Origin of the sequence: Kiloniella laminariae (assembly GCF_027214005.1) — a bacterium.
Taxonomy (GTDB): domain Bacteria; phylum Pseudomonadota; class Alphaproteobacteria; order Kiloniellales; family Kiloniellaceae; genus Kiloniella; species Kiloniella laminariae_A.
In genome coordinates this window covers 23,458-41,403 of the sequence record NZ_JAPWGY010000011.1, presented here as the reverse complement: position 1 = coordinate 41,403, position 17,946 = coordinate 23,458, and the positions used below count along the sequence as shown (strand labels likewise).

Genomic DNA, 17,946 nt, shown 5'->3' with positions numbered 1-17,946 from the left:
AACTCAATTTATAACGGGACAACCACGCCACCACCACGGGGTGGCGACTTCGGCAGTTTACAAGAGGGTAGGTGAATGCTTCTTTAACAAAAAAAAGCAAACATTACCAGATCCTGCACACTCTCATTGCTAGTTCGAGTTACGCTGAAACAATTCTAGTCTTCGTCGTCTTCTCCAGCCAGGCTTGGCAAGCCCCGCTCCTTGCGTGGTGTGCGCCCAAAGAAATCACGATAACACTTGGAGAAATGCGATGCGGAAACAAAGCCACAGGCCAGGGCCACATCGATGACCGACATATTGGTCTGCAGCAACAACAGCCGGGCTTTGTTCAGCCGCAGTTCCAGATAATAACGGGCGGGTGACCGGCTGAGGTACTTGCGGAACAGGCGCTCAAGCTGGCGTGTTGACAGCCCCGCATCCCGTGCCAGCTGAATTCTGGTCAAAGGCTCTTCGAGATTGTCTTCCATAAGCTTGATAACCGCCAGAAGTTTGGGATGTCGAACCCCGAGACGGATTGGCAAGGACATCCGCTGCTGATCGTGCTGGTCGCGAATACGCTCGTGCATAAACTGGTCCGCAACTTCCGAGGCAAGCTCATGACCATGCTGGGCAGAAATCACATTGAGCATCATGTCGAGAGCAGCTGTCCCCCCCGCACAGGTAAAGCGGTTACGATCAATCTCGAACAGTTCTGGCGTGACTTCGATTTCCGGGAAATCTTCAAGAAATCCTGCAAGGTTTTCCCAGTGAATCGTACAGCTGTAACCATCCAGCAGCCCTGCTTTGGCCAGGATATGCGCCCCGGTACAAAGAGCCCCGACATCAACACCGGTCCGGTCTACCCGACGCAGCCAAGAATAGATTCGCCTGTCATCCACTTTCTGAACATCTTCGCCGCTACAGACCACCACGGTGTGAAAGTGTTGCAACTCATCGAGCTTGGCATCCGGTGTAAAGGGGATACCACAGGAAGAACGCACAGGAAGATCGTCAACAGAAACCAGACTCCAGCTATAGAGCCTTTTCCCGGACTCGCGGTTCGCCAGTCGCAGAGGTTCCAGTGCCGAGGTAAAGGCAATGAGCGAGAAACGGGGAACCAGAAAAAAGACAATGCGTTGAGGTAGTTCCTGCGGGGCCTTACGAATCATTTTATGCTCACCTGACACGTGTGTATTTTAAACCCATTAACCGATCTTGACGCAAAGGCCTTAACGAAGGCTTTCCTTGCGGGTCCTGCCTTTAAGAAAGGAACAGAAGCAGCTGTTCCCGCAATCTGATGTGACCGGGCATTCAAAAACCCGAAAACAGACACCAGAAACACGGAAGCATACCAACTTTCGGCTTCCTTCACCAGAAATGACGCATTCAGAACAGTTAATCGTTATTTCATTTTTACTGTTGAGACGCCAGATATCAGAAAGAATAGAGGCCGACAAGCCACGTCTTCGTACTTTCTAGCGGTTTTCTCAATAAAAAAGAGGCAGCACCTGGCTGCCTCTTTTGTTTTGTCGATTTATCGCTGTCATTTTTCAATATCTATCCAGCGACATAACCTTTTTACTGGACGATCTTAAGTGAAAGCATCCGGCATGGAGGTTTTTTTATTGGAGATAAATTCCAGTACCGCCTCATCGATCGCCGGATCAAGCTCCGGTGCAACATACTCTTCCAGAATTTTCTTCACCAGCCCGCTTGCCCGCTGATAGGCATCCTTGGAGCCTTCGGATTCCCACTGCTCAAAAGAGTTATTGTCAGCAATGGTTGAACGGAAGAAAGCGGTTTCAAAGTTCGCCTGGGTATGGGCACAGCCAAGGAAATGACTGCCTGGGCCAACTTCACGGATCGCGCTCATGGCCTGACCGTTTTCAGTCATGTCATACCCGTCAAGCATCCGCTGCATCATGCCAAGCTGATCGGCATCCATCACCAGCTTCTCATAGGAAGAAATCAATCCACCTTCAAGCCAGCCAGCCGCGTGCAGGGTGAAGTTCACCCCGGCCAGTGCGGTTGGAATAATAGTATTGGCGGATTCATAAGCCGCCTGTGCATCAGGTGTTTTGGAACCACAAAGTGATCCACCAGAACGGAACGGCAGCCCCAGACGACGGGCCAACTGTGCCATACCATACAGCACCAGTGCAGGTTCAGGGGTTCCGAAAGTCGGCGCACCAGACTGCATGGAGATCGAGCTGGCAAAAGAGCCAAGCACAACTGGCGCGCCTTTGCGAACCATCTGGGCAAAGGCAATTCCGGCCATGGCTTCGGCCAGGGTTTGTGCCATCACACCCGCAGGTGTAACAGGCGCCATCGCACCGGAAAGAATAAACGGTGTAATGATACAGGCCTGCATGTTGCGCGCGTAGACTTTCAACGCGCCAAGCATGGTATCGTCAAAAGTCATCGGCGAGTTGGCGTTGATCAGACTGATCATCACCGTATTGTTTTCAACGAATTCATCGCCGAAAACCAGCTTGGACATGGCGATGGAATCTTCCGCACGTTCAGGCGCTGTCACCGACCCCATATAAGGCTTGTCCGAATAACGGATGTGCGAGTAGAGCATATCCAGATGGCGTTTGTTCACCGGAATATCAACCGGTTCACAGACAGTTCCCCCAGAGTGATGCAACGCTGGCATCGCGTAGGCAAGCTTCACAAAGTTGCGGAAATCCTCAATCGTGGCATAGCGACGGCCACCATCATAATCCCGGACAAAGGGAGGACCATAAACCGGAGCAAAAACAGTATTGTTTCCGCCGATAATGACACTGCGTTCGCTGTTGCGAGCATGCTGTGTGAACTGGCTTGGCGCATGTTTGCACCATTGACGTGCCAGACCGCGGGGGAAGCGGACGCGTTCACCCTGGACATCACAGCCGTTATCTTTAAGAATCTGGAGTGCTTCTGCATCATCCCGAAACTCGATCCCGATTTCCTCAAGGATGATCTCCGCATTTTCCTCGATAATCTCAAGCGCTTCTTCATTGAGCGTCTCGAAATAAGGGATCTTGCGGGTAATGAATTTCAGCTGCGTAGCCTTACCAGCAGAACGGACAGCACGGCGGGACGCCGCCCCACCACCACTGCGACCGCGGCCTGCACGACCGGCGCGGCCAGCTTGCTGTTCTGTATCTGTATCACTATCACTCATAAAAAGCCCTCCCATAGACTCTTCGAAATATTCCCCCCGGACCGTTTCTGCTCTGTCGAGTTTGCGACAGTCTGAAAACCAAAAGCGGCAAGCGGGAGAAACTGGCTGTTTCCTGGGATAAAAAACCACCAACGGCTGGCTTGTTGAGTACCATTAAAACAGATTTTAACATTTTTTTGTACGAAACTTTCCTCTCATCCAAACAAAACAAGGTTTCTGAAAAACGAGTCGCTTTGCCCGGAGAGACATATTTTTTCATTTTTATTCCCCAGACAGAATATCCTTCATCAAAACCAGCCTGCTATCTCCCTCCAAGAGAAGTTCCCCTGACCTATTCCAAAACAACTTCAATATCAGTCACCTAATACGGTGCCCCCCTTGCCCGGGTGCCAGGGAATATTTTCATCACCCCGCCCCATGTTTCCCCTGTCATGTGCGGTTTTGAAAGAGTGTCCTCATCCAGCAAAGATGGAAAAAATGTCGCAAAAAATCATTCGTGTCGTAATATGCAATGCTGATGACGCAAACCGATAGGACGTTTACAGACCTGTTCTCCATCATCATGGCGCGTACTTCTGGCAAGGGTCTGTTGTCTTGAGCAGCTTTCAGGATCGAAAGATCAGCTCATCACTTTCCAGCTGCCCGTCATCAGAAGCACAAAGGAACAATCTGGAACGCGTGTTGTCTTTAGACACGTTAGTCGCATTAAACTTGGAGTCAGGCGATGAAATCTCACTACAAAGCCGTGGTTATCGGTGGTGGTGCTGTCGGCGTAGGTACCCTGTACCACTTGGCGAAAAAAGGCTGGTCAGACGTTGCTCTTCTCGAGCGTCACGATCTCACCTCCGGTTCCACCTGGCACGCCGCCGGTCTGCTTCCCCTGTTCAACATGAGCTACTCTGTTGGTAAAATCCACCAGTACTCGGTTGACCTCTATGCCTCCCTCGAAGCCGAAACAGGTCTGCACTCCGGCCTGAAACAGGTCACCAACATTCGTCTGGCCCGTACCCAGGACCGTATGGACGAATACCGTTACTATGTTGGTGTTGCCAAAACCCTCGGCGTCAACGTGCGCTGGCTTTCTGTTGAAGAACTGAAAGAGATCTGGCCGCTTTGTAACACTGACGGTATCCTCGGTGCGATCCAGCACATGGATGACGGCTATGTCCAGCCCGCTGAACTGACCCAGGCCCTGGCCAAAGGTGCCCGTAACCTCGGCGCGGAAATCCACCAGCACACAGCCGTGATCGGCATGGAGCAGCAGGACGACGACAGTTGGCTGGTTCAGACCGACAAGGGCGATATCACCTGTGAACACGTGATCTCCTGTACCGGTAACTTTGCCCGTCAGACCGGTGCCATGGTTGGCCTCGACATTCCGGTTATCCCGGTCGAGCACCAGTTCATCGTCACCGAAGCCCACCCGGAAATCAAAGCCCGTCACGCGGCTGGCCTGCCCGAGATGGGCGTGCTGCGCGAGTCTGACTCTTCCTGGTACATGCGTGAAGAAGCCGGCGGCCTGCTGCTCGGCCCTTACGAAGTTGGTGCGCCTTGCTGTTACGTTGACGGTCCGGCCAAAGATGCAAAGTACGAGCTGTTCAACGAAGAACTTGAACGCCTTATGCCTTACATTGAAACAGCCTTCACCCGCGTTCCTGCCTTTGCCGAAGTCGGCATCAAGGAAGTTTACAACGGCGCGATTGCCTACACACCTGACGGCTCCCCGATCATCGGCCCGGCCTGGGGTCTGAAGAACTTCTGGCTCAACGAAGGTCACTCTTTCGGAATCACCGCAACTGGTGGCGCGGGCTGGCAGCTGGCAGAATGGATCGTGGACGGCGAACCGACCATCGACATGTCCGGTGTTGATCCGCGTCGTTTTGGTCCCTACGCAAGCCGCGGCTTCCTCAAGGTCAAAAACGAAGAAGCCTATGCCAACGTCTTCACCCCGCACTTCCCGGATGAATCCCGTCCAGCAGCGCGTGGCCTGAAGCGTTCCCCCTGTTATGACCGCATGAAAGAACATGGCGCGGTTATGGGCACCATCTACGGTTGGGAGCGTCCAAACTGGTTCGCACCAGCTGGTTACGGACTGACAGCAGAGCAACTCAACCAGGATGACACCATCACCCGTGAAAACCACGCGCCAGCCGAACCCGGCAAGCTGCCTGTGGAAAAATGGTCCTTCCGTCGTTCCAACTACTTCGAGTTTGTTGGACAGGAGTGCAAAAACGTTGAAGAGAACGTCGGCCTGCTCGACATGTCCGCTTTCTCCAAGTTCATCGTTCAGGGCCGGGGTGCCGAAGCCTGGCTGGAAAGCCTGGTGGCCAACAAGATCCCGAAAAAGATCGGCCGTATGGCACTGACCCACATGCTGACCCTGCACGGCGGTGTACGCGCGGAATTCACCATCCTGAAAACCGGCAAGCAGAGCTACTATCTGGTTTCAGCCGGTGCCCAGGAGCGTCACGACTGGGATTACCTGACCAAGCTGAAGCCAACGGATGGTTCTGTTGACCTGCAGAAGATCACCACCCAGCAGGGCGTGTTCGTCATCGCCGGTCCAAAGTCCCGTCTGCTGATGGAAAAACTCTCCGACGCCGACTTCTCCAACAAGGCTTTCCCATGGTTGACTGCCCAGCAGATCTCCGTTGGCATCGCCCCGGTGACGGCTGCACGTGTGAACTTTGTCGGTGAATACGGCTGGGAACTGCATCACCCGATCGAGATGCAGAACTACCTGTTCGACCTGCTGATGGAAGCCGGTGCAGAATTCGGCCTCAAGCCGTTCGGTATCCGCGCCATGGATTCCATGCGTCTGGAGAAATCCTATCGTCTGATCCCGACCGAAATGTCGATCGAGTACGCGGCTCTTGAAACCGGTCTCGACCGCTTTGTCCGCCTGGACAAGGAAGAAGACTTCATCGGTAAAGCGGCTCTGGCTGCCTGGAAAGAACGCGGTTTCGCAAACCAGTTCGTCACCATGGAAGTTCACGGCATCAAGGACGTTGACGCCCGCGGTTCCGAGCCGATCTATCTCAATGGCGAGATGATTGGCCGCGTAACCTCTGGTGGATACGGCTGGCGTACAGGGAAATCCCTTGCCCTGGCCATGGTCCGTCCGGATCTGGCAGACATCGGCACCGAGCTGGAAGTCTACATCCTCGGCGATCTCTACAAAGCCACTGTTATCGAGGAATCACCCTACGATCCCGAAAACAAAAAACTCCGCGCTGTCGAATAATCCCGACAACCGCGTACTCACGCAGAGCGGCAATCAAAAGGCGTCGGAATTTCCGGCGCCTTTCTTGTTTGAGAATTTTACTATCCGCTTTTCCAAAGCATCAAATAAGAGATACCCGGCTATTCCGCCGCTTTGCTGATTTCCGGTTCGGGATAAAGATCGGCCATCGAGACACTGCGGCCATTGTCCATCACCACCCGGGCGTGCTGGCGCCTCAGGCTGCGCACGTCTGCCGCGCCACAGCTGTGGGCGATGGTACCGACTTCCTTGTGCATGTTCTTGGCGTACCAGGCGACACGTTCGGCCTTGTCCACCGGGTCGAGCCCGAATTGCAGTTTTTTATTATGGGTGGTAATCCCGGTCGGGCAGGTGTTCTTGTTACACTGCAGGGCCTGGATACAGCCCAACGCAAACATGAAGCCACGGGCCGAGTTGACAAAGTCAGCCCCGGCGCAATAGGCCCAGGCAACATCCGACGGATTGACCATCTTGCCACTGGCACAGACCTTGATCCGCTCGCGCAGGCCATGGCGTTTCAGGCTATCAACCACCAGCGGCAGACTTTCGCGCAGCGGCATGCCCATGTTGTCGATCAGGCTCATGGGGGCTGCCCCGGTGCCACCATCGGCACTGTCGATGGTGATGAAATCCGGTGCAGATTCCGGGCCGCGTTTATTGATCTCGACACAGAGATTTTCAAAAAACCCGTAAACCCCTACCACCAGTTTAAAGCCCACTGGTTTGCCTGTGATGTCGCGGATATAGCCTAGCATATCGAGCAGGTCGGCTTCGTTGCGCACCTCGGGATGACGGTTCGGGCTGATCGCATCCCTGCCCATGGGTACGCCACGGATCTTCGAGATTTCTTCCGTCACCTTGGCAGCGGGCAGAATCCCGCCCTTGCCCGGTTTTGCGCCCTGGCTGAGCTTGAGCTCGAACATCTTGACCTGTTCATGCCCGGCGACCTCCCGCAGTTTGTCTTCGTCAAAACCGCCTTCAAGCTTGCGCACGCCAAACTTTGCCGTGCCGATCTGGAACACGATATCCGCCCCGCCTTCGAGGTGATAGGGCGACAGACCGCCCTCGCCCGTGTTCATCCAGACCCCGGCTTTTTTCGCCCCGGCGGAAAGTGCCCGGATCGCCGGGATCGAGATCGCGCCGTAACTCATGCCCGAGATGTTGAAGATGCTGTCGGTTTCATAGGGCTGTTTGCAATAGGGGCCGATAATCACAGGGCCCGGCTCGACCGTATCCTCATCCAGTGTCGGAAAGGCGCAGTTGACAAAATAGACCGTCCCCGCCGGGCGCAGATCGCGGGAAGAGCCAAAAGCCACGGTGGAATCAACATTCTTTGCCGCGCGATACACCCAGGAGCGCTCGGCCCGGTTAAAGGGCATTTCCTCCCGATCCTGGGCAAAGAAATACTGGCGGAAAAACTCGCCCAGATGTTCAAACAGATAGCGGAAACGGGCAATCACCGGATAATTGCGGCGCAAGGTGCTTTCGGTCTGGGTCTTGTCTTTAATATAGGCAAAAACCAACCAGAGAACTCCGGCGCCAATCGCTGTGATAAAGAGAAACGACAACAGCTCCATAAAGTTTATAACGAACTCTGAAATCTGCCCCATAAGAATTTCTTCCCCGCATTAATGTCATCACCCATCTGATGACTATAGTGGGTAATGTCTTAAAGGAATATACACACTGTGGTTACTGTCTGTTTTGTGCTCTTGCATCAGAACCTGAATATAGAATGCATGCCCAATAACTGCACAGGGCTTGGTCTCTATCAGAAATTTCTGGCAACACCCTGTTAGCCCGATTGGAAATTACTTGGTTATAAATAAGTTGCGAGAGAAATTGGATTATGTAATAGGACAAGCGTTTTAAGTTTTTTGCAAAATTTAGAATAATAAAGGCAAATTTCTGTATGACGCGCGGAAAAATTCAGAGAACTCCCCTGACCGAAACAATGAAAGTTCATCGGGATTACCCGATTAATATTTCTTCCACTGACAAGTTCCTTTTTCAAGAAGCAACAGAGCAAAGCGTTCCTGCGAGCAATCTGCTGGAAATCGAAGATGCTGTTGTTCTTGGAAACGGTTGGGTGTGGTCTGATAATACCGTGGTCAGAGAAGCATTTAATCCTTTTCGAATGCCGGATGCAAAAAAGAAAAGGCTGAAAGGGAAACTGCGCCTGCTGCTTTCCAGCCTTCGAAGGAAAAAAGCATCAACTGGCCTTTGGGTCTCTGATGTATGGAGTTATAATTATTATCACTGGCTGACAGATACAATTCCGCGCCTGTATCTTGCCAGAGAACACGGGGTTACAGCACAGCTTTATCTGCCTAAGATCTGTATCACACCAAAATTCATCCCGGCTTCGCTCGAACTTCTTGGTGAGAAGCAACCGCTGTATATCCGTGAAAACATCGCGTCCATACGATTTGGTAAGCTATTTTTACCGACCTATGCTGGCGAAGTCGGCAATAACCATGAACCAACAATCAGAGCCGTGGCAGAAAAATTCAGGAGCCCTTGGAACAAATCGGCGAACAACAAGCGCCGGGTCTATATCAGCCGGAAACTTGCACCCAACAGAATCATCAAGAATGAGGACGAAATATTGCCGGTTCTTGAGAAATATGGGTTTGAGGCAATCTCTTTCGAAACTCTTTCCTTTGCAGAACAAGTTGAACTCGCGGCTTCCTGCGAGATGATCGTCGGGCCTCATGGCGCGGGCCTGACCAATATCATGTTCATGCCAGAAGGAGGAAAAGTGATAGAATTTCACCCTCAAAGATCAGAATTAAATCAATGTTATTTCAACCTGTCTCACGCCATGCATCATAGTTATCAGTATTTGATTGCAGACAGTATCGACGATAAAAGCAATATGACACTGAACCCGGTTTCCCTTGAAAAGTGCCTGGCCAACGTACTCAGTCTTTCTTAAGCCCTTACAACAGGGCGATCGCCCGAGGTAGAATAGCAGAATGAACAAAAGAATTTTGATTACTGGCGGAGCAGGTTTTCTCGGTTCGCATTTGTGTGAGCGTCTGTTGCAGCGTGGCGATGAAGTCCTGTGTGTTGACAACTACTTTACAGGTACAAGAAGAAACGTGGAGCATCTTATTGGCCACCCACGTTTTGAGCTGATGCGTCATGACGTCTGCTTCCCTCTCTATGTAGAAGTTGACGAAATCTACAATCTGGCCTGCCCGGCCTCGCCTGTTCATTATCAGCACGATCCTGTTCAGACGACAAAAACATCCGTTCATGGCGCCATCAACATGCTTGGCCTTGCCAAAAGAACCAACGCCAAAATTCTCCAGGCTTCAACATCTGAAGTTTATGGTGATCCTGTCGTTCACCCACAGACAGAAGATTATTGGGGCAATGTAAACCCGATTGGCATCCGCTCTTGTTATGACGAAGGCAAACGTTGCGCCGAAACACTGTTTTTTGACTACTGGCGCCAGCATCAACTGCGAATAAAAGTACTGCGTATCTTCAATACCTATGGGCCGAGCATGCACCCGAATGATGGCCGGGTTGTTTCCAACTTTGTCATGCAGGCTCTGCAAAACCAGGACATCACGATTTATGGCGACGGTAGCCAGACCAGATCATTCTGTTATCGCGACGATTTGGTGGAAGCCATGATACGGATGATGGATACAAGCGACGATATTACCGGACCTATCAATGTAGGGAATCCAAACGAATTCACCATTCGCGAACTCGCAGAAATCGTTATCGAACTGACCGGATCCAGCTCAAAAATCATCAACAAACCTTTACCACAAGATGATCCAACGCAAAGAAAACCCGATATTTCCAAAGCAACAAGTGAACTATCCTGGTCCCCTACAGTTCAGATCAGAGAAGGCCTGGTAAAAACAATCGAATATTTTGAGAACATCGTGCGGAATGAATCTGCTGAAAACACGAACTAATCCCAAATGTTTTTATGATTACACATAAAGTCAATACTTCCGTGAAACATCAGGTTCAGAACAGGACTTGAAAATGAAAAAGGCGCCGGAAATTCCGGCGCCTTTTGAACTTTCCCCAGTAAATCAAAGCCGAACTGTCCAATCTATATATGCAAGGCATGTCCCAATGTACGCAGGGCCGCTTCCTGCAATGCTTCGCTTTGGGTCGGGTGGGCGTGGATCGTGGCGGCGATGTCTTCGAGCCTGGCACCTATTTCCAAGGCAAGCGCAAATCCGGCAGAGAGTTCGGATACGCCGGATCCTACCGCCTGGATGCCCAGGACCAGATGGTTGTCGGCCCGGGCGACGATGCGGACAAAACCGTCTTCGCGTTCCATCGACATGGCCCGGCCATTGGCCTGCAGCGGGAAGAGATCGCTTTTGATCTCATGCCCCTGCGCCCGGGCCTCGTCTGGTGACAGACCTGCAGTAACGATTTCAGGATCGGTAAAGCAAACCGCCGGAATGCAGACCTTGTCCCAGGACCGTTTTTCCCCGGCGATCAGTTCGGCCACCATTTCCCCCTGGGCCATGGCGCGATGGGCCAGCATCGGTTCCCCCGTAACATCGCCAATGGCATAGATGCCGCGCATGGAGGTTTCGCAGCGTTCATTGATGCGGATGAAGCGTCCCTCCATAAAGAGGTCAATCTCCTCAAGCCCCCAGCCCTCGGTCACCGGCTTACGCCCAACCGTGACCAAAATCTTGTCTGCCGGAATTTTCACATCCTTGCCGCTGCCGTTTTCTACCAGCAGAGCATCCCCCTTGCTGGACAGCCCCTTGGCCTTGGCCCCGGTCAGAACCTTGATGCCCAGTTCTTTCAGGCGCTTGGTCACCGGGCGGATCAGATCCTTGTCATAAAGCGGCAGGACGGCTTTGGCGGCTTCAACCACCGTGACTTCACTGCCGAGTTTGGCATAGGCAATGCCCAGCTCCAGACCGATATAGCCGCCCCCAACCACGGCCAGTTTGGCCGGAACTTCGTTCAGGGACAGGGCTTCGGTTGAAGAGATCACACGACCGCCAAACGGCAGGAACGGCAACTCGATCGGTGCAGATCCCGTGGCGATGACAATGTATTCCGCGCGGATGACCTGGGTCCCCGTCGGGGTTTCCACGGCCACAGTTTTGCCGTCGCGGAATTTCGCCCAGCCCTCTACAGTCTTCACCCCGTGTTTTTTGAGCAGCCCGGCCACACCCGAATTCAGTCGGCTGACAATGCCGTTCTTCCATTCCAGGGTTTTCCTGAGATTGATCCTGGGTGCCGAAGCAGAAATCCCCAGAGCATTATCACCGGAAAAATGCACGGCCTTTTCAAACTCGCCTGCTGCATGGATCAGCGCCTTGGAGGGAATACAGCCAACGTTCAGGCAAGTACCACCCGGTTTTCCGGCTTCGATAATCACCGTATCAATGCCCAGCTGTCCGGCGCGAATGGCACAGATGTAGCCACCGGGGCCAGCACCGATGACCAGAAGCTTTGTCTTGATTTCTTTCACGGCCTAGCCCTCCATAAAGATCATTGCCGGGCTTTCCAGAAGCGACTTGATCTTCTGGACAAACACCGCTGCATCCCAGCCGTCGATCACGCGGTGATCAAAACTGGCCGAGATATTCATCATCTTGCGCGGCACAAAAGTCGTACCATCCCACATCGGCCGGATCGCCATCTTGTTCACCCCGATAATCGCCACCTCGGGGTGGTTGATCACAGGCGTGGTCGCAATTGCCCCCAGTGGACCGAGCGAGGTAATGGTGATGGTCGAGCCGCCCAGCTCTTCACGGGTCGCGGTCCCGGATTTTGCCGCAGCCGCCAGACGGTTGACCTCGGCGGCACAGCCCCAGATATCACGGGCTTCGGCATGTTTGATCACAGGCACCACCAGACCGTTCGGGGTCTGGGCCGCCATGCCGATATGCACACCGCCGTACTGGTGGATCACTCCGGCTTCATCATCAAAGATCGCGTTGAGTGCAGGTTGTTCGCCTACTGCCTTGACCAGAGAACGCATCAGGAAGGGCAGCAGCGTCAGTTTGGGTTTGTCGTCTGATTTGGATTTGTTGAGCACACCACGCAGTTCTTCCAGCGCGGTCATGTCCACTTCCTCGACAATCGTGATGTGCGGGATGCGCGATTTGGAAATCGACATCTTTTCCGCAATCTTGCGCCGCAGCCCCACCACCTTGATATCAGTAACAGAGGTATTGGCCTGCAAGCCGCCGCCGGGTTGAGCCGTGATGGTGCTGCCATCGAAATAGGCATCGAGATCTTCGTGGGAAATCCGCCCGGCGGGGCCAGTTCCCGGCACCTGTCGCAGATCGACCCCGGCTTCCTTGGCCCGTTTACGGACCGATGGCGAGGCCAGCGGTTTCTCGCCCTCGGCTCTGGTTGGACCGGAAACTGTGCGCCGCGTCTGTAAAGCCGCAGGTTTTTCAATAGTAACTTTTGTTCGGCCATCGGCAACAAAGGCGGAAGCTGAAACCGTGGCTTCCACTTTTGTACTCGTCGCTGCAGTTGACGCTTTCGCGGTTTCTTCTGCAGCGGCAACGTCCTTGGCGGCCTTTGCCGCCTTGGCGATCAGGGCGTCAGCTTCTGATCCTTTGTCCGTCTTCTTGTCAGAGGCAGAGACATTCCCCTCACCGCTGACTTCAAGCCGGATAATCGGGGCGCCCACCGACATGATATCGCCGGGTTCCGCGCCGAGCCAGATCACCCGCCCATCAACCGGGGAAGGAATTTCCACCGTCGCCTTGTCGGTCATAACCGCAGCCAGCACCATGTCTTCCTGAACCACGTCGCCGATGGCAACTTCCCACTCGACGATCTCGGCTTCGGCAACACCTTCACCAACATCGGGGAGCTTGATGACATATTCACCCATGATCAGGCCTCCATCACTTTAACAAGGGCCCGGCCCACACGGGCTGGTCCGGGGAAATAGTCCCATTCCTGGGCATGGGGATAAGGCGTGTCCCACCCAGCCACACGAATGATCGGGGCTTCGAGGTGATAGAAACAGGTTTCCTGTACCCGCGAGAGCAACTCGCCGCCAAAGCCCGACGTCAGGGTCGCTTCATGGACCACCACACAACGCCCGGTTTTCTTGACCGAGGCAATGATGGTTTCCTCGTCCAGCGGCAGCAGTGTGCGCAGATCAATGATCTCGGCATCTATCCCGGTTTCCCGCGCTGCAGCCTCGGCAACATAGACCATGGTGCCATAGGCCAGCACGGTCACGGCTGAACCTTCGCGGGTGACCTTGGCCTTGCCCAGGGGGATGCTGTAATGACCATCCGGCACCTCGCCCAGTTCGTGTTTCGACCAGGGGGTCACAGGCTGTTCATGATGACCGTCAAAGGGGCCGTTGTAGAGACGCTTAGGCTCCAGGAAAATCACGGGATCATCGTCTTCAATCGAGGCGATCAGCAGGCCCTTGGCATCAATCGGATTGGACGGCACCACGACCTTGAGGCCAGAGACCTGGGTAAAGACTGCTTCCGGACTCTGGCTGTGGGTCTGGCCACCGAAGATCCCGCCGCCTGTCGGCATGCGGATGGTGATCGGGGCAGTAAAATCCCCGGCGGAACGATAGCGCAGGCGCGCAGCTTCCGAAACAATCTGGTCATAGGCCGGATAGACGTAATCGGCAAACTGGATCTCGACACAGGGGCGCAGGCCATAGGCGGCCATACCAATCGCCGCACCGACAATCCCGGACTCATTGATCGGGGTATCGAAGCAGCGGTTGCGGCCATATTTTTCCTGCAGGCCCTGGGTACAGCGGAACACACCGCCGAAATAGCCAACGTCCTCGCCAAAGACGACGACGTCTTCGTCCTGGCCCATCTTGACATCCATGGCATCACGGATGGCCTGAATCATGGTCATTCTGCTCATGGTCAGATCCCCGCTTCCTGACGTTGCCGCCGGAGGTGTGGCGGCATTTCCTTGTAAACATCCTCAAACATATCGCGCGCAGAGGGCGCACCACCAGAATGTAGCGTGCCGTGACTTTCGGCTTCTTTCTGGGCGGTCAGAACCTGATCACGGATTTCGGCTTCGGCCTGTTTGTGGCGGGCTTCGGTCCAGATCCCCCGGGCAATCAGATGCAGTTTCATCCGCTCGATCGGATCGCCCAGCGGCCAGGCATCGGACTCTTTCTTGGGGCGATAGGCTGCGGGATCATCCGAGGTCGAATGACCGCCAGCGCGATAGGTGACATATTCGATCATCACCGGACCAAGGTTGCGTCTGGCCCGTTCTGCCGCCCATTTGGCCACGGCGTAAACGGCCAGATAGTCGTTGCCGTCAACCCGGAGTGAGGGAATACCAAAGCCATGCCCACGCGCGGCAAAGGTGCCGGAACCGCCCTTGGCAATACCCTGGAAAGTTGAAATCGCCCACTGGTTGTTGACCACATTGAGAATCACCGGGGCCTTGTAGGTCGAGGCAAAAACCAGAGAGGCATGAAAATCTGATTCAGCAGTCGAACCATCGCCGATCCAGCCTGCCGCAATCTTGGTATCATGCTTGATCGCCGAAGCCATCGCCCAGCCCACAGCCTGAATATACTGGGTGCCAAGGTTGCCGGAAATCGAGAAAAAACCATATTCCTTTTCCGAATACATGATCGGCAGCTGGCGGCCATGAAGCGGATCTTCCTCGTTGGAATAGATCTGGTTCATCATCTTGACCATCGGGTATTCCTGGGCAAGCAGCAAACCAGCCTGACGATAGGTCGGGAAGTTCATGTCTCCCTTGACCAGAACCTTCTGAAAGGCGGTCGAGACGGCTTCTTCTCCAAGGTGTTGCATATAGAAGGACGTCTTGCCCTGGCGTTGCGCCATCATCATCCGCGCATCGAAGGTCCGCAGCGTCATCATATGCCGCAAACCTTCGATCAGCTGATCATCGTCCAGTTCTCCGGCCCAGGGGCCAACGGCTTCGCCTTCGCGGTTGAGAACGCGAATGATCGAATAGGCCAGATCCCTGATTTCTTCGGGCGGCACATCGATTTCCGGACGACGGACTGACCCGGCATTGGGAATGTTCACATTGGAAAAATCCGGGGTGTCCCCGGGACGAAATTCTGGTTCTGGTACGTGAAGATGCAGCCGTTGTTCTTCCGACATGTATCACTCCCTTGGTTTGTCGCCCGTTTTTAATCCGGTTATGTCAGCCATTATGTCATATATGCACTGGTGTTTTTTGCTAAACTCAATAGTATGAAAAAAATATTTCAGCAATTATTCGCTAAAAATAACCCGTAAAGTAGAGATTTATGCAACTCGACGCCATTGACATGAAGATTCTCCGAATCCTGCAAAAAGAAGGTCGTATCCGTTCGATTGATCTGGCCGAACGGGTTGGCCTTTCGCCCACCCCCTGTGCCCGGCGGGTCAAGATGCTTGAGGACGAAGGTGTGATCAAAGGCTACTCGGCCATCGTTGACCAGACCAAGCTTGGATACATGATCAACATCTTTGTCTCGGTCGAGCTGGAAAAACAGGCCTCGGAAAACCTCAAACTTTTTGAAGAAGCCATCGAACGCTTTGAAGAGGTGGTCGAATGTTACCTCATGACTGGAAGTCAGGATTTTCTGCTCAAGGTCGTTGCGCCGGATCTGATGACCTTTGAAAAGTTTCTCCAGGAAAAACTGACCCGTATCCCGACCATTCGCGCGGTCAGATCCCGCTTTGCCCTGCGGTCCATTGTTGAACGCAACTCCTTGCCAAATCCCCTGCAACAGACCGGCTCCAAATCCCAGTTTACAAAATAGCAACTTTCAATCGTGATCCCGCTTCAGCTTGCATCATCAACTTTTGCTTCGTTCAGAGCTTCAATTACCCGATCAAGGGCTTCTATAATTGCCGTGCTGACCTGCTGGCTGCAGATAATATGGCGCTTGTTGCCGACAGGCATATCGTCCAAAGTATGGAGAGCCAGCCCCCCACCATCAAAAGCCAGTTCTCCCAGCAAGGAAATTGCCTCTTCCTCGGCCATAAACATGTAATCTGCCCGCCCCCGGGTGATCATATCCGCCATTACGGCATTTGTTTGACTGGTTGCGGTCATTTTGGGCTTCACGGCATTGATCCTGTCATCAAGGAAAGCGCCATAGGAATAGCCATCCCGGATCAGAAGTGTCGCTCTCACATCCGCCAGCAAACCATCAATCCGTTTGTGTATAATCACCGCTGTCGCATCCTGACGGGTAAGCACAACAGTCGGCCTGTCCTGGTATATCGGCAGTGTATAACGGGCGAAAGCCTCGCGCTCGGGATTTTTGAACCAGCCTGCAGCACAAACAGGTTCAAGATTTTTGCTGATTGTTACCAGTTGCCTTTTAGGCGGCATCTCTTCCCAGAAAAAAGCGATACCAGCCTTTTGAAAAACCTCGGCTGTCCGATCCGCAATCAGCCCGGTAACCTGCTCGCCAGACTGACTGTAATAGGGCGCGCGCGCATGAAACAACACCTTGAGTTCAGCTGCATCGGTCCCCCTTAACAGGCAGGCATATGCTGCAGTAACAATCATAAGAAACAGAAGACCCCGGCCCGGATGGGGCAACGCTTTCCTGACATGACACGAGAAGCGACGAATGTCTTCGCTATAGCAGAACAAGAACAAAGTACCTCCTGTTTAGCACGATAGCTATATGTTAGCAGAAAAGAACCATGAGATTGTAGCAGGAAAACAATTCACAAGAGATTTATGATAATTAATACCACTATTAGACGAATTCATTTTCTCTCAGTAGGATAAAACAAAGCCAAGACATCGGGAACAGATATGAAAAAAACACAACAATTACCTCCTCTACGAACACTCTTAATATTCCCTTTTGCAGTTGCCATACATTTATTCCAGTCCAACAGCACTGCTCTGGCTGCGACCGAGGCTTTCAATATTGGCGGCAAGGAGGTCGCGATAGCTGCACCCGATGATTATTGTTTTCTGGACAAGAAATATCCCGGAGATGCGCGTCTTCTCTCGATATTATCCCAAGCCAATCCCGCAAACGAGATTATCACCATGATAACGCCCTGCCAGGGACTGAAAAAATGGCGGGCGGGGGAGCAAGATACCCTTGATGATCTGATGTCTGTCCAGGTTATGAGATCAACCATACAGCAAGATTTTACGGCCACCGAAAAAAATACGATCCAGGGTATCTGTCAGGGCATGAATATCTATCCCAAAGAACACATGGAACAGTTGATGACACAGGCAACAGATAGCGTTGAGGCTGGTTCACAGATCAAAGTAAACAATAACGAATTTCTGGGTGTCGTCGAACAGGACCAGACAACCTGTTACGTCGGCGTTTTACAAAATCTTATTGACGAATTCGGAAAGCCCGCAATCACCGCGACAGTGGGTGCGCCCCAAGTCCTAAAAGGAAAACTGTTTTTTCAGTATATCTCTGCCGATTTTGAAAATGAGCAGACTTTTTCCCAGCTGGTAAACCGTCTGCAGAAATTTCTCGGAACCCAGGCAGAACTCAATTAAAACCGATCTCTATTTTAAAGAAACACGGCTTTTGTCTTCA

Annotated in this window: 14 protein-coding genes; 5 read left to right on the top strand and 9 right to left on the bottom strand. The window is 53.0% G+C overall.

From position 1 onward, the window contains the following. Positions 1-155 precede the first annotated feature (155 nt). The 3 genes from O4H49_RS18760 to O4H49_RS18750 form a co-directional block, all read right to left on the bottom strand. The gene (locus O4H49_RS18760) at positions 156-1,148 is read right to left on the bottom strand and encodes a GlxA family transcriptional regulator (RefSeq protein ID WP_020592155.1); all 993 of its coding nucleotides are present in this window, start codon (positions 1,146-1,148) and stop codon (positions 156-158) included. 422 nt (positions 1,149-1,570) lie between these two features. Continuing rightward, positions 1,571-3,151 carry a trimethylamine methyltransferase family protein gene (locus O4H49_RS18755; protein ID WP_269424980.1) on the bottom strand — a complete coding sequence of 527 codons (1,581 nt, stop codon included), beginning with the start codon at positions 3,149-3,151 and terminating at the stop codon, positions 1,571-1,573. Then, positions 3,144-3,410, bottom strand: a complete 267-nt coding sequence (locus tag O4H49_RS18750; protein ID WP_269424979.1) for a hypothetical protein — start codon at positions 3,408-3,410, stop codon at positions 3,144-3,146. The genes O4H49_RS18755 and O4H49_RS18750 overlap by 8 nt, the downstream gene beginning before the upstream one ends. 465 nt (positions 3,411-3,875) lie before the next feature. On the opposite strand from O4H49_RS18750, the gene O4H49_RS18745 reads away from it, so the two are divergent. Next, positions 3,876-6,395 carry a GcvT family protein gene (locus O4H49_RS18745; protein ID WP_269424978.1) on the top strand — a complete coding sequence of 840 codons (2,520 nt, stop codon included), beginning with the start codon at positions 3,876-3,878 and terminating at the stop codon, positions 6,393-6,395. Between the two features lie 119 nt (positions 6,396-6,514). On the opposite strand, the gene O4H49_RS18740 is transcribed toward O4H49_RS18745, so the two are convergent. Beyond that, on the bottom strand, positions 6,515-8,023 hold the full coding sequence (locus tag O4H49_RS18740; protein ID WP_269424977.1) for an FMN-binding glutamate synthase family protein: 1,509 nt from the start codon (positions 8,021-8,023) through the stop codon (positions 6,515-6,517). A gap of 302 nt (positions 8,024-8,325) precedes the next feature. On the opposite strand from O4H49_RS18740, the gene O4H49_RS18735 reads away from it, so the two are divergent. Both O4H49_RS18735 and O4H49_RS18730 read left to right on the top strand, forming a co-directional pair. Further along, complete coding sequence (locus O4H49_RS18735; RefSeq protein WP_269424976.1) at positions 8,326-9,351, top strand: glycosyltransferase family 61 protein; 1,026 nt, start codon at positions 8,326-8,328, stop codon at positions 9,349-9,351. Between the two features lie 40 nt (positions 9,352-9,391). After that, positions 9,392-10,354 (top strand): UDP-glucuronic acid decarboxylase family protein, encoded by a 963-nt coding sequence (locus O4H49_RS18730; protein WP_269424975.1) that lies wholly within the window; start codon positions 9,392-9,394, stop codon positions 10,352-10,354. A gap of 143 nt (positions 10,355-10,497) precedes the next feature. Here O4H49_RS18730 and lpdA read toward each other — a convergent pair whose 3' ends face one another. Genes lpdA through O4H49_RS18710 form a run of 4 tightly spaced genes read right to left on the bottom strand, consistent with a single transcriptional unit; the run spans position 10,498 to position 15,526 of the window. Beyond that, positions 10,498-11,892 (bottom strand): dihydrolipoyl dehydrogenase, encoded by a 1,395-nt coding sequence (gene lpdA, locus O4H49_RS18725; RefSeq protein ID WP_269424974.1) that lies wholly within the window; start codon positions 11,890-11,892, stop codon positions 10,498-10,500. A gap of 3 nt (positions 11,893-11,895) precedes the next feature. Beyond that, a complete protein-coding gene (locus O4H49_RS18720; protein ID WP_269424973.1) occupies positions 11,896-13,275 on the bottom strand; it encodes a dihydrolipoamide acetyltransferase family protein in 1,380 nt (459 codons plus the stop codon). Between the two features lie 2 nt (positions 13,276-13,277). After that, positions 13,278-14,291 carry an alpha-ketoacid dehydrogenase subunit beta gene (locus O4H49_RS18715; RefSeq protein ID WP_269424972.1) on the bottom strand — a complete coding sequence of 338 codons (1,014 nt, stop codon included), beginning with the start codon at positions 14,289-14,291 and terminating at the stop codon, positions 13,278-13,280. A 2-nt stretch (positions 14,292-14,293) separates the two neighbouring features. Next, a complete protein-coding gene (locus O4H49_RS18710; protein WP_269424971.1) occupies positions 14,294-15,526 on the bottom strand; it encodes a 3-methyl-2-oxobutanoate dehydrogenase (2-methylpropanoyl-transferring) subunit alpha in 1,233 nt (410 codons plus the stop codon). Positions 15,527-15,675: 149 nt separating this feature from the next. Here O4H49_RS18710 and O4H49_RS18705 point away from each other — a divergent pair, with 149 nt between their 5' ends. After that, the gene (locus O4H49_RS18705) at positions 15,676-16,173 is read left to right on the top strand and encodes an Lrp/AsnC family transcriptional regulator (RefSeq protein WP_269424970.1); all 498 of its coding nucleotides are present in this window, start codon (positions 15,676-15,678) and stop codon (positions 16,171-16,173) included. A gap of 23 nt (positions 16,174-16,196) precedes the next feature. On the opposite strand, the gene O4H49_RS18700 is transcribed toward O4H49_RS18705, so the two are convergent. Next, on the bottom strand, positions 16,197-16,931 hold the full coding sequence (locus O4H49_RS18700) for a transporter substrate-binding domain-containing protein (RefSeq protein ID WP_269424969.1): 735 nt from the start codon (positions 16,929-16,931) through the stop codon (positions 16,197-16,199). 255 nt (positions 16,932-17,186) lie between these two features. On the opposite strand from O4H49_RS18700, the gene O4H49_RS18695 reads away from it, so the two are divergent. Continuing rightward, positions 17,187-17,906, top strand: a complete 720-nt coding sequence (locus O4H49_RS18695; protein WP_269424968.1) for a hypothetical protein — start codon at positions 17,187-17,189, stop codon at positions 17,904-17,906. Positions 17,907-17,946 lie beyond the last annotated feature (40 nt).

What these genes read in the sequence shown, in the direction of transcription:
- O4H49_RS18695 (WP_269424968.1), top strand. Translation starts at nt 17,187, where the DNA reads ATGAAAAAAACACAACAATTACCTCCTCTACGAACACTCTTAATATTC.
- O4H49_RS18760 (WP_020592155.1), bottom strand. Translation starts at nt 1,148, where the DNA reads ATGATTCGTAAGGCCCCGCAGGAACTACCTCAACGCATTGTCTTTTTT.
- O4H49_RS18715 (WP_269424972.1), bottom strand. Translation starts at nt 14,291, where the DNA reads ATGAGCAGAATGACCATGATTCAGGCCATCCGTGATGCCATGGATGTC.
- O4H49_RS18710 (WP_269424971.1), bottom strand. Translation starts at nt 15,526, where the DNA reads ATGTCGGAAGAACAACGGCTGCATCTTCACGTACCAGAACCAGAATTT.
- O4H49_RS18705 (WP_269424970.1), top strand. Translation starts at nt 15,676, where the DNA reads ATGCAACTCGACGCCATTGACATGAAGATTCTCCGAATCCTGCAAAAA.
- O4H49_RS18700 (WP_269424969.1), bottom strand. Translation starts at nt 16,931, where the DNA reads ATGATTGTTACTGCAGCATATGCCTGCCTGTTAAGGGGGACCGATGCA.
- O4H49_RS18740 (WP_269424977.1), bottom strand. Translation starts at nt 8,023, where the DNA reads ATGGGGCAGATTTCAGAGTTCGTTATAAACTTTATGGAGCTGTTGTCG.
- O4H49_RS18735 (WP_269424976.1), top strand. Translation starts at nt 8,326, where the DNA reads ATGACGCGCGGAAAAATTCAGAGAACTCCCCTGACCGAAACAATGAAA.
- O4H49_RS18745 (WP_269424978.1), top strand. Translation starts at nt 3,876, where the DNA reads ATGAAATCTCACTACAAAGCCGTGGTTATCGGTGGTGGTGCTGTCGGC.
- O4H49_RS18755 (WP_269424980.1), bottom strand. Translation starts at nt 3,151, where the DNA reads ATGAGTGATAGTGATACAGATACAGAACAGCAAGCTGGCCGCGCCGGT.
- O4H49_RS18750 (WP_269424979.1), bottom strand. Translation starts at nt 3,410, where the DNA reads ATGAAAAAATATGTCTCTCCGGGCAAAGCGACTCGTTTTTCAGAAACC.
- O4H49_RS18720 (WP_269424973.1), bottom strand. Translation starts at nt 13,275, where the DNA reads ATGGGTGAATATGTCATCAAGCTCCCCGATGTTGGTGAAGGTGTTGCC.
- O4H49_RS18730 (WP_269424975.1), top strand. Translation starts at nt 9,392, where the DNA reads ATGAACAAAAGAATTTTGATTACTGGCGGAGCAGGTTTTCTCGGTTCG.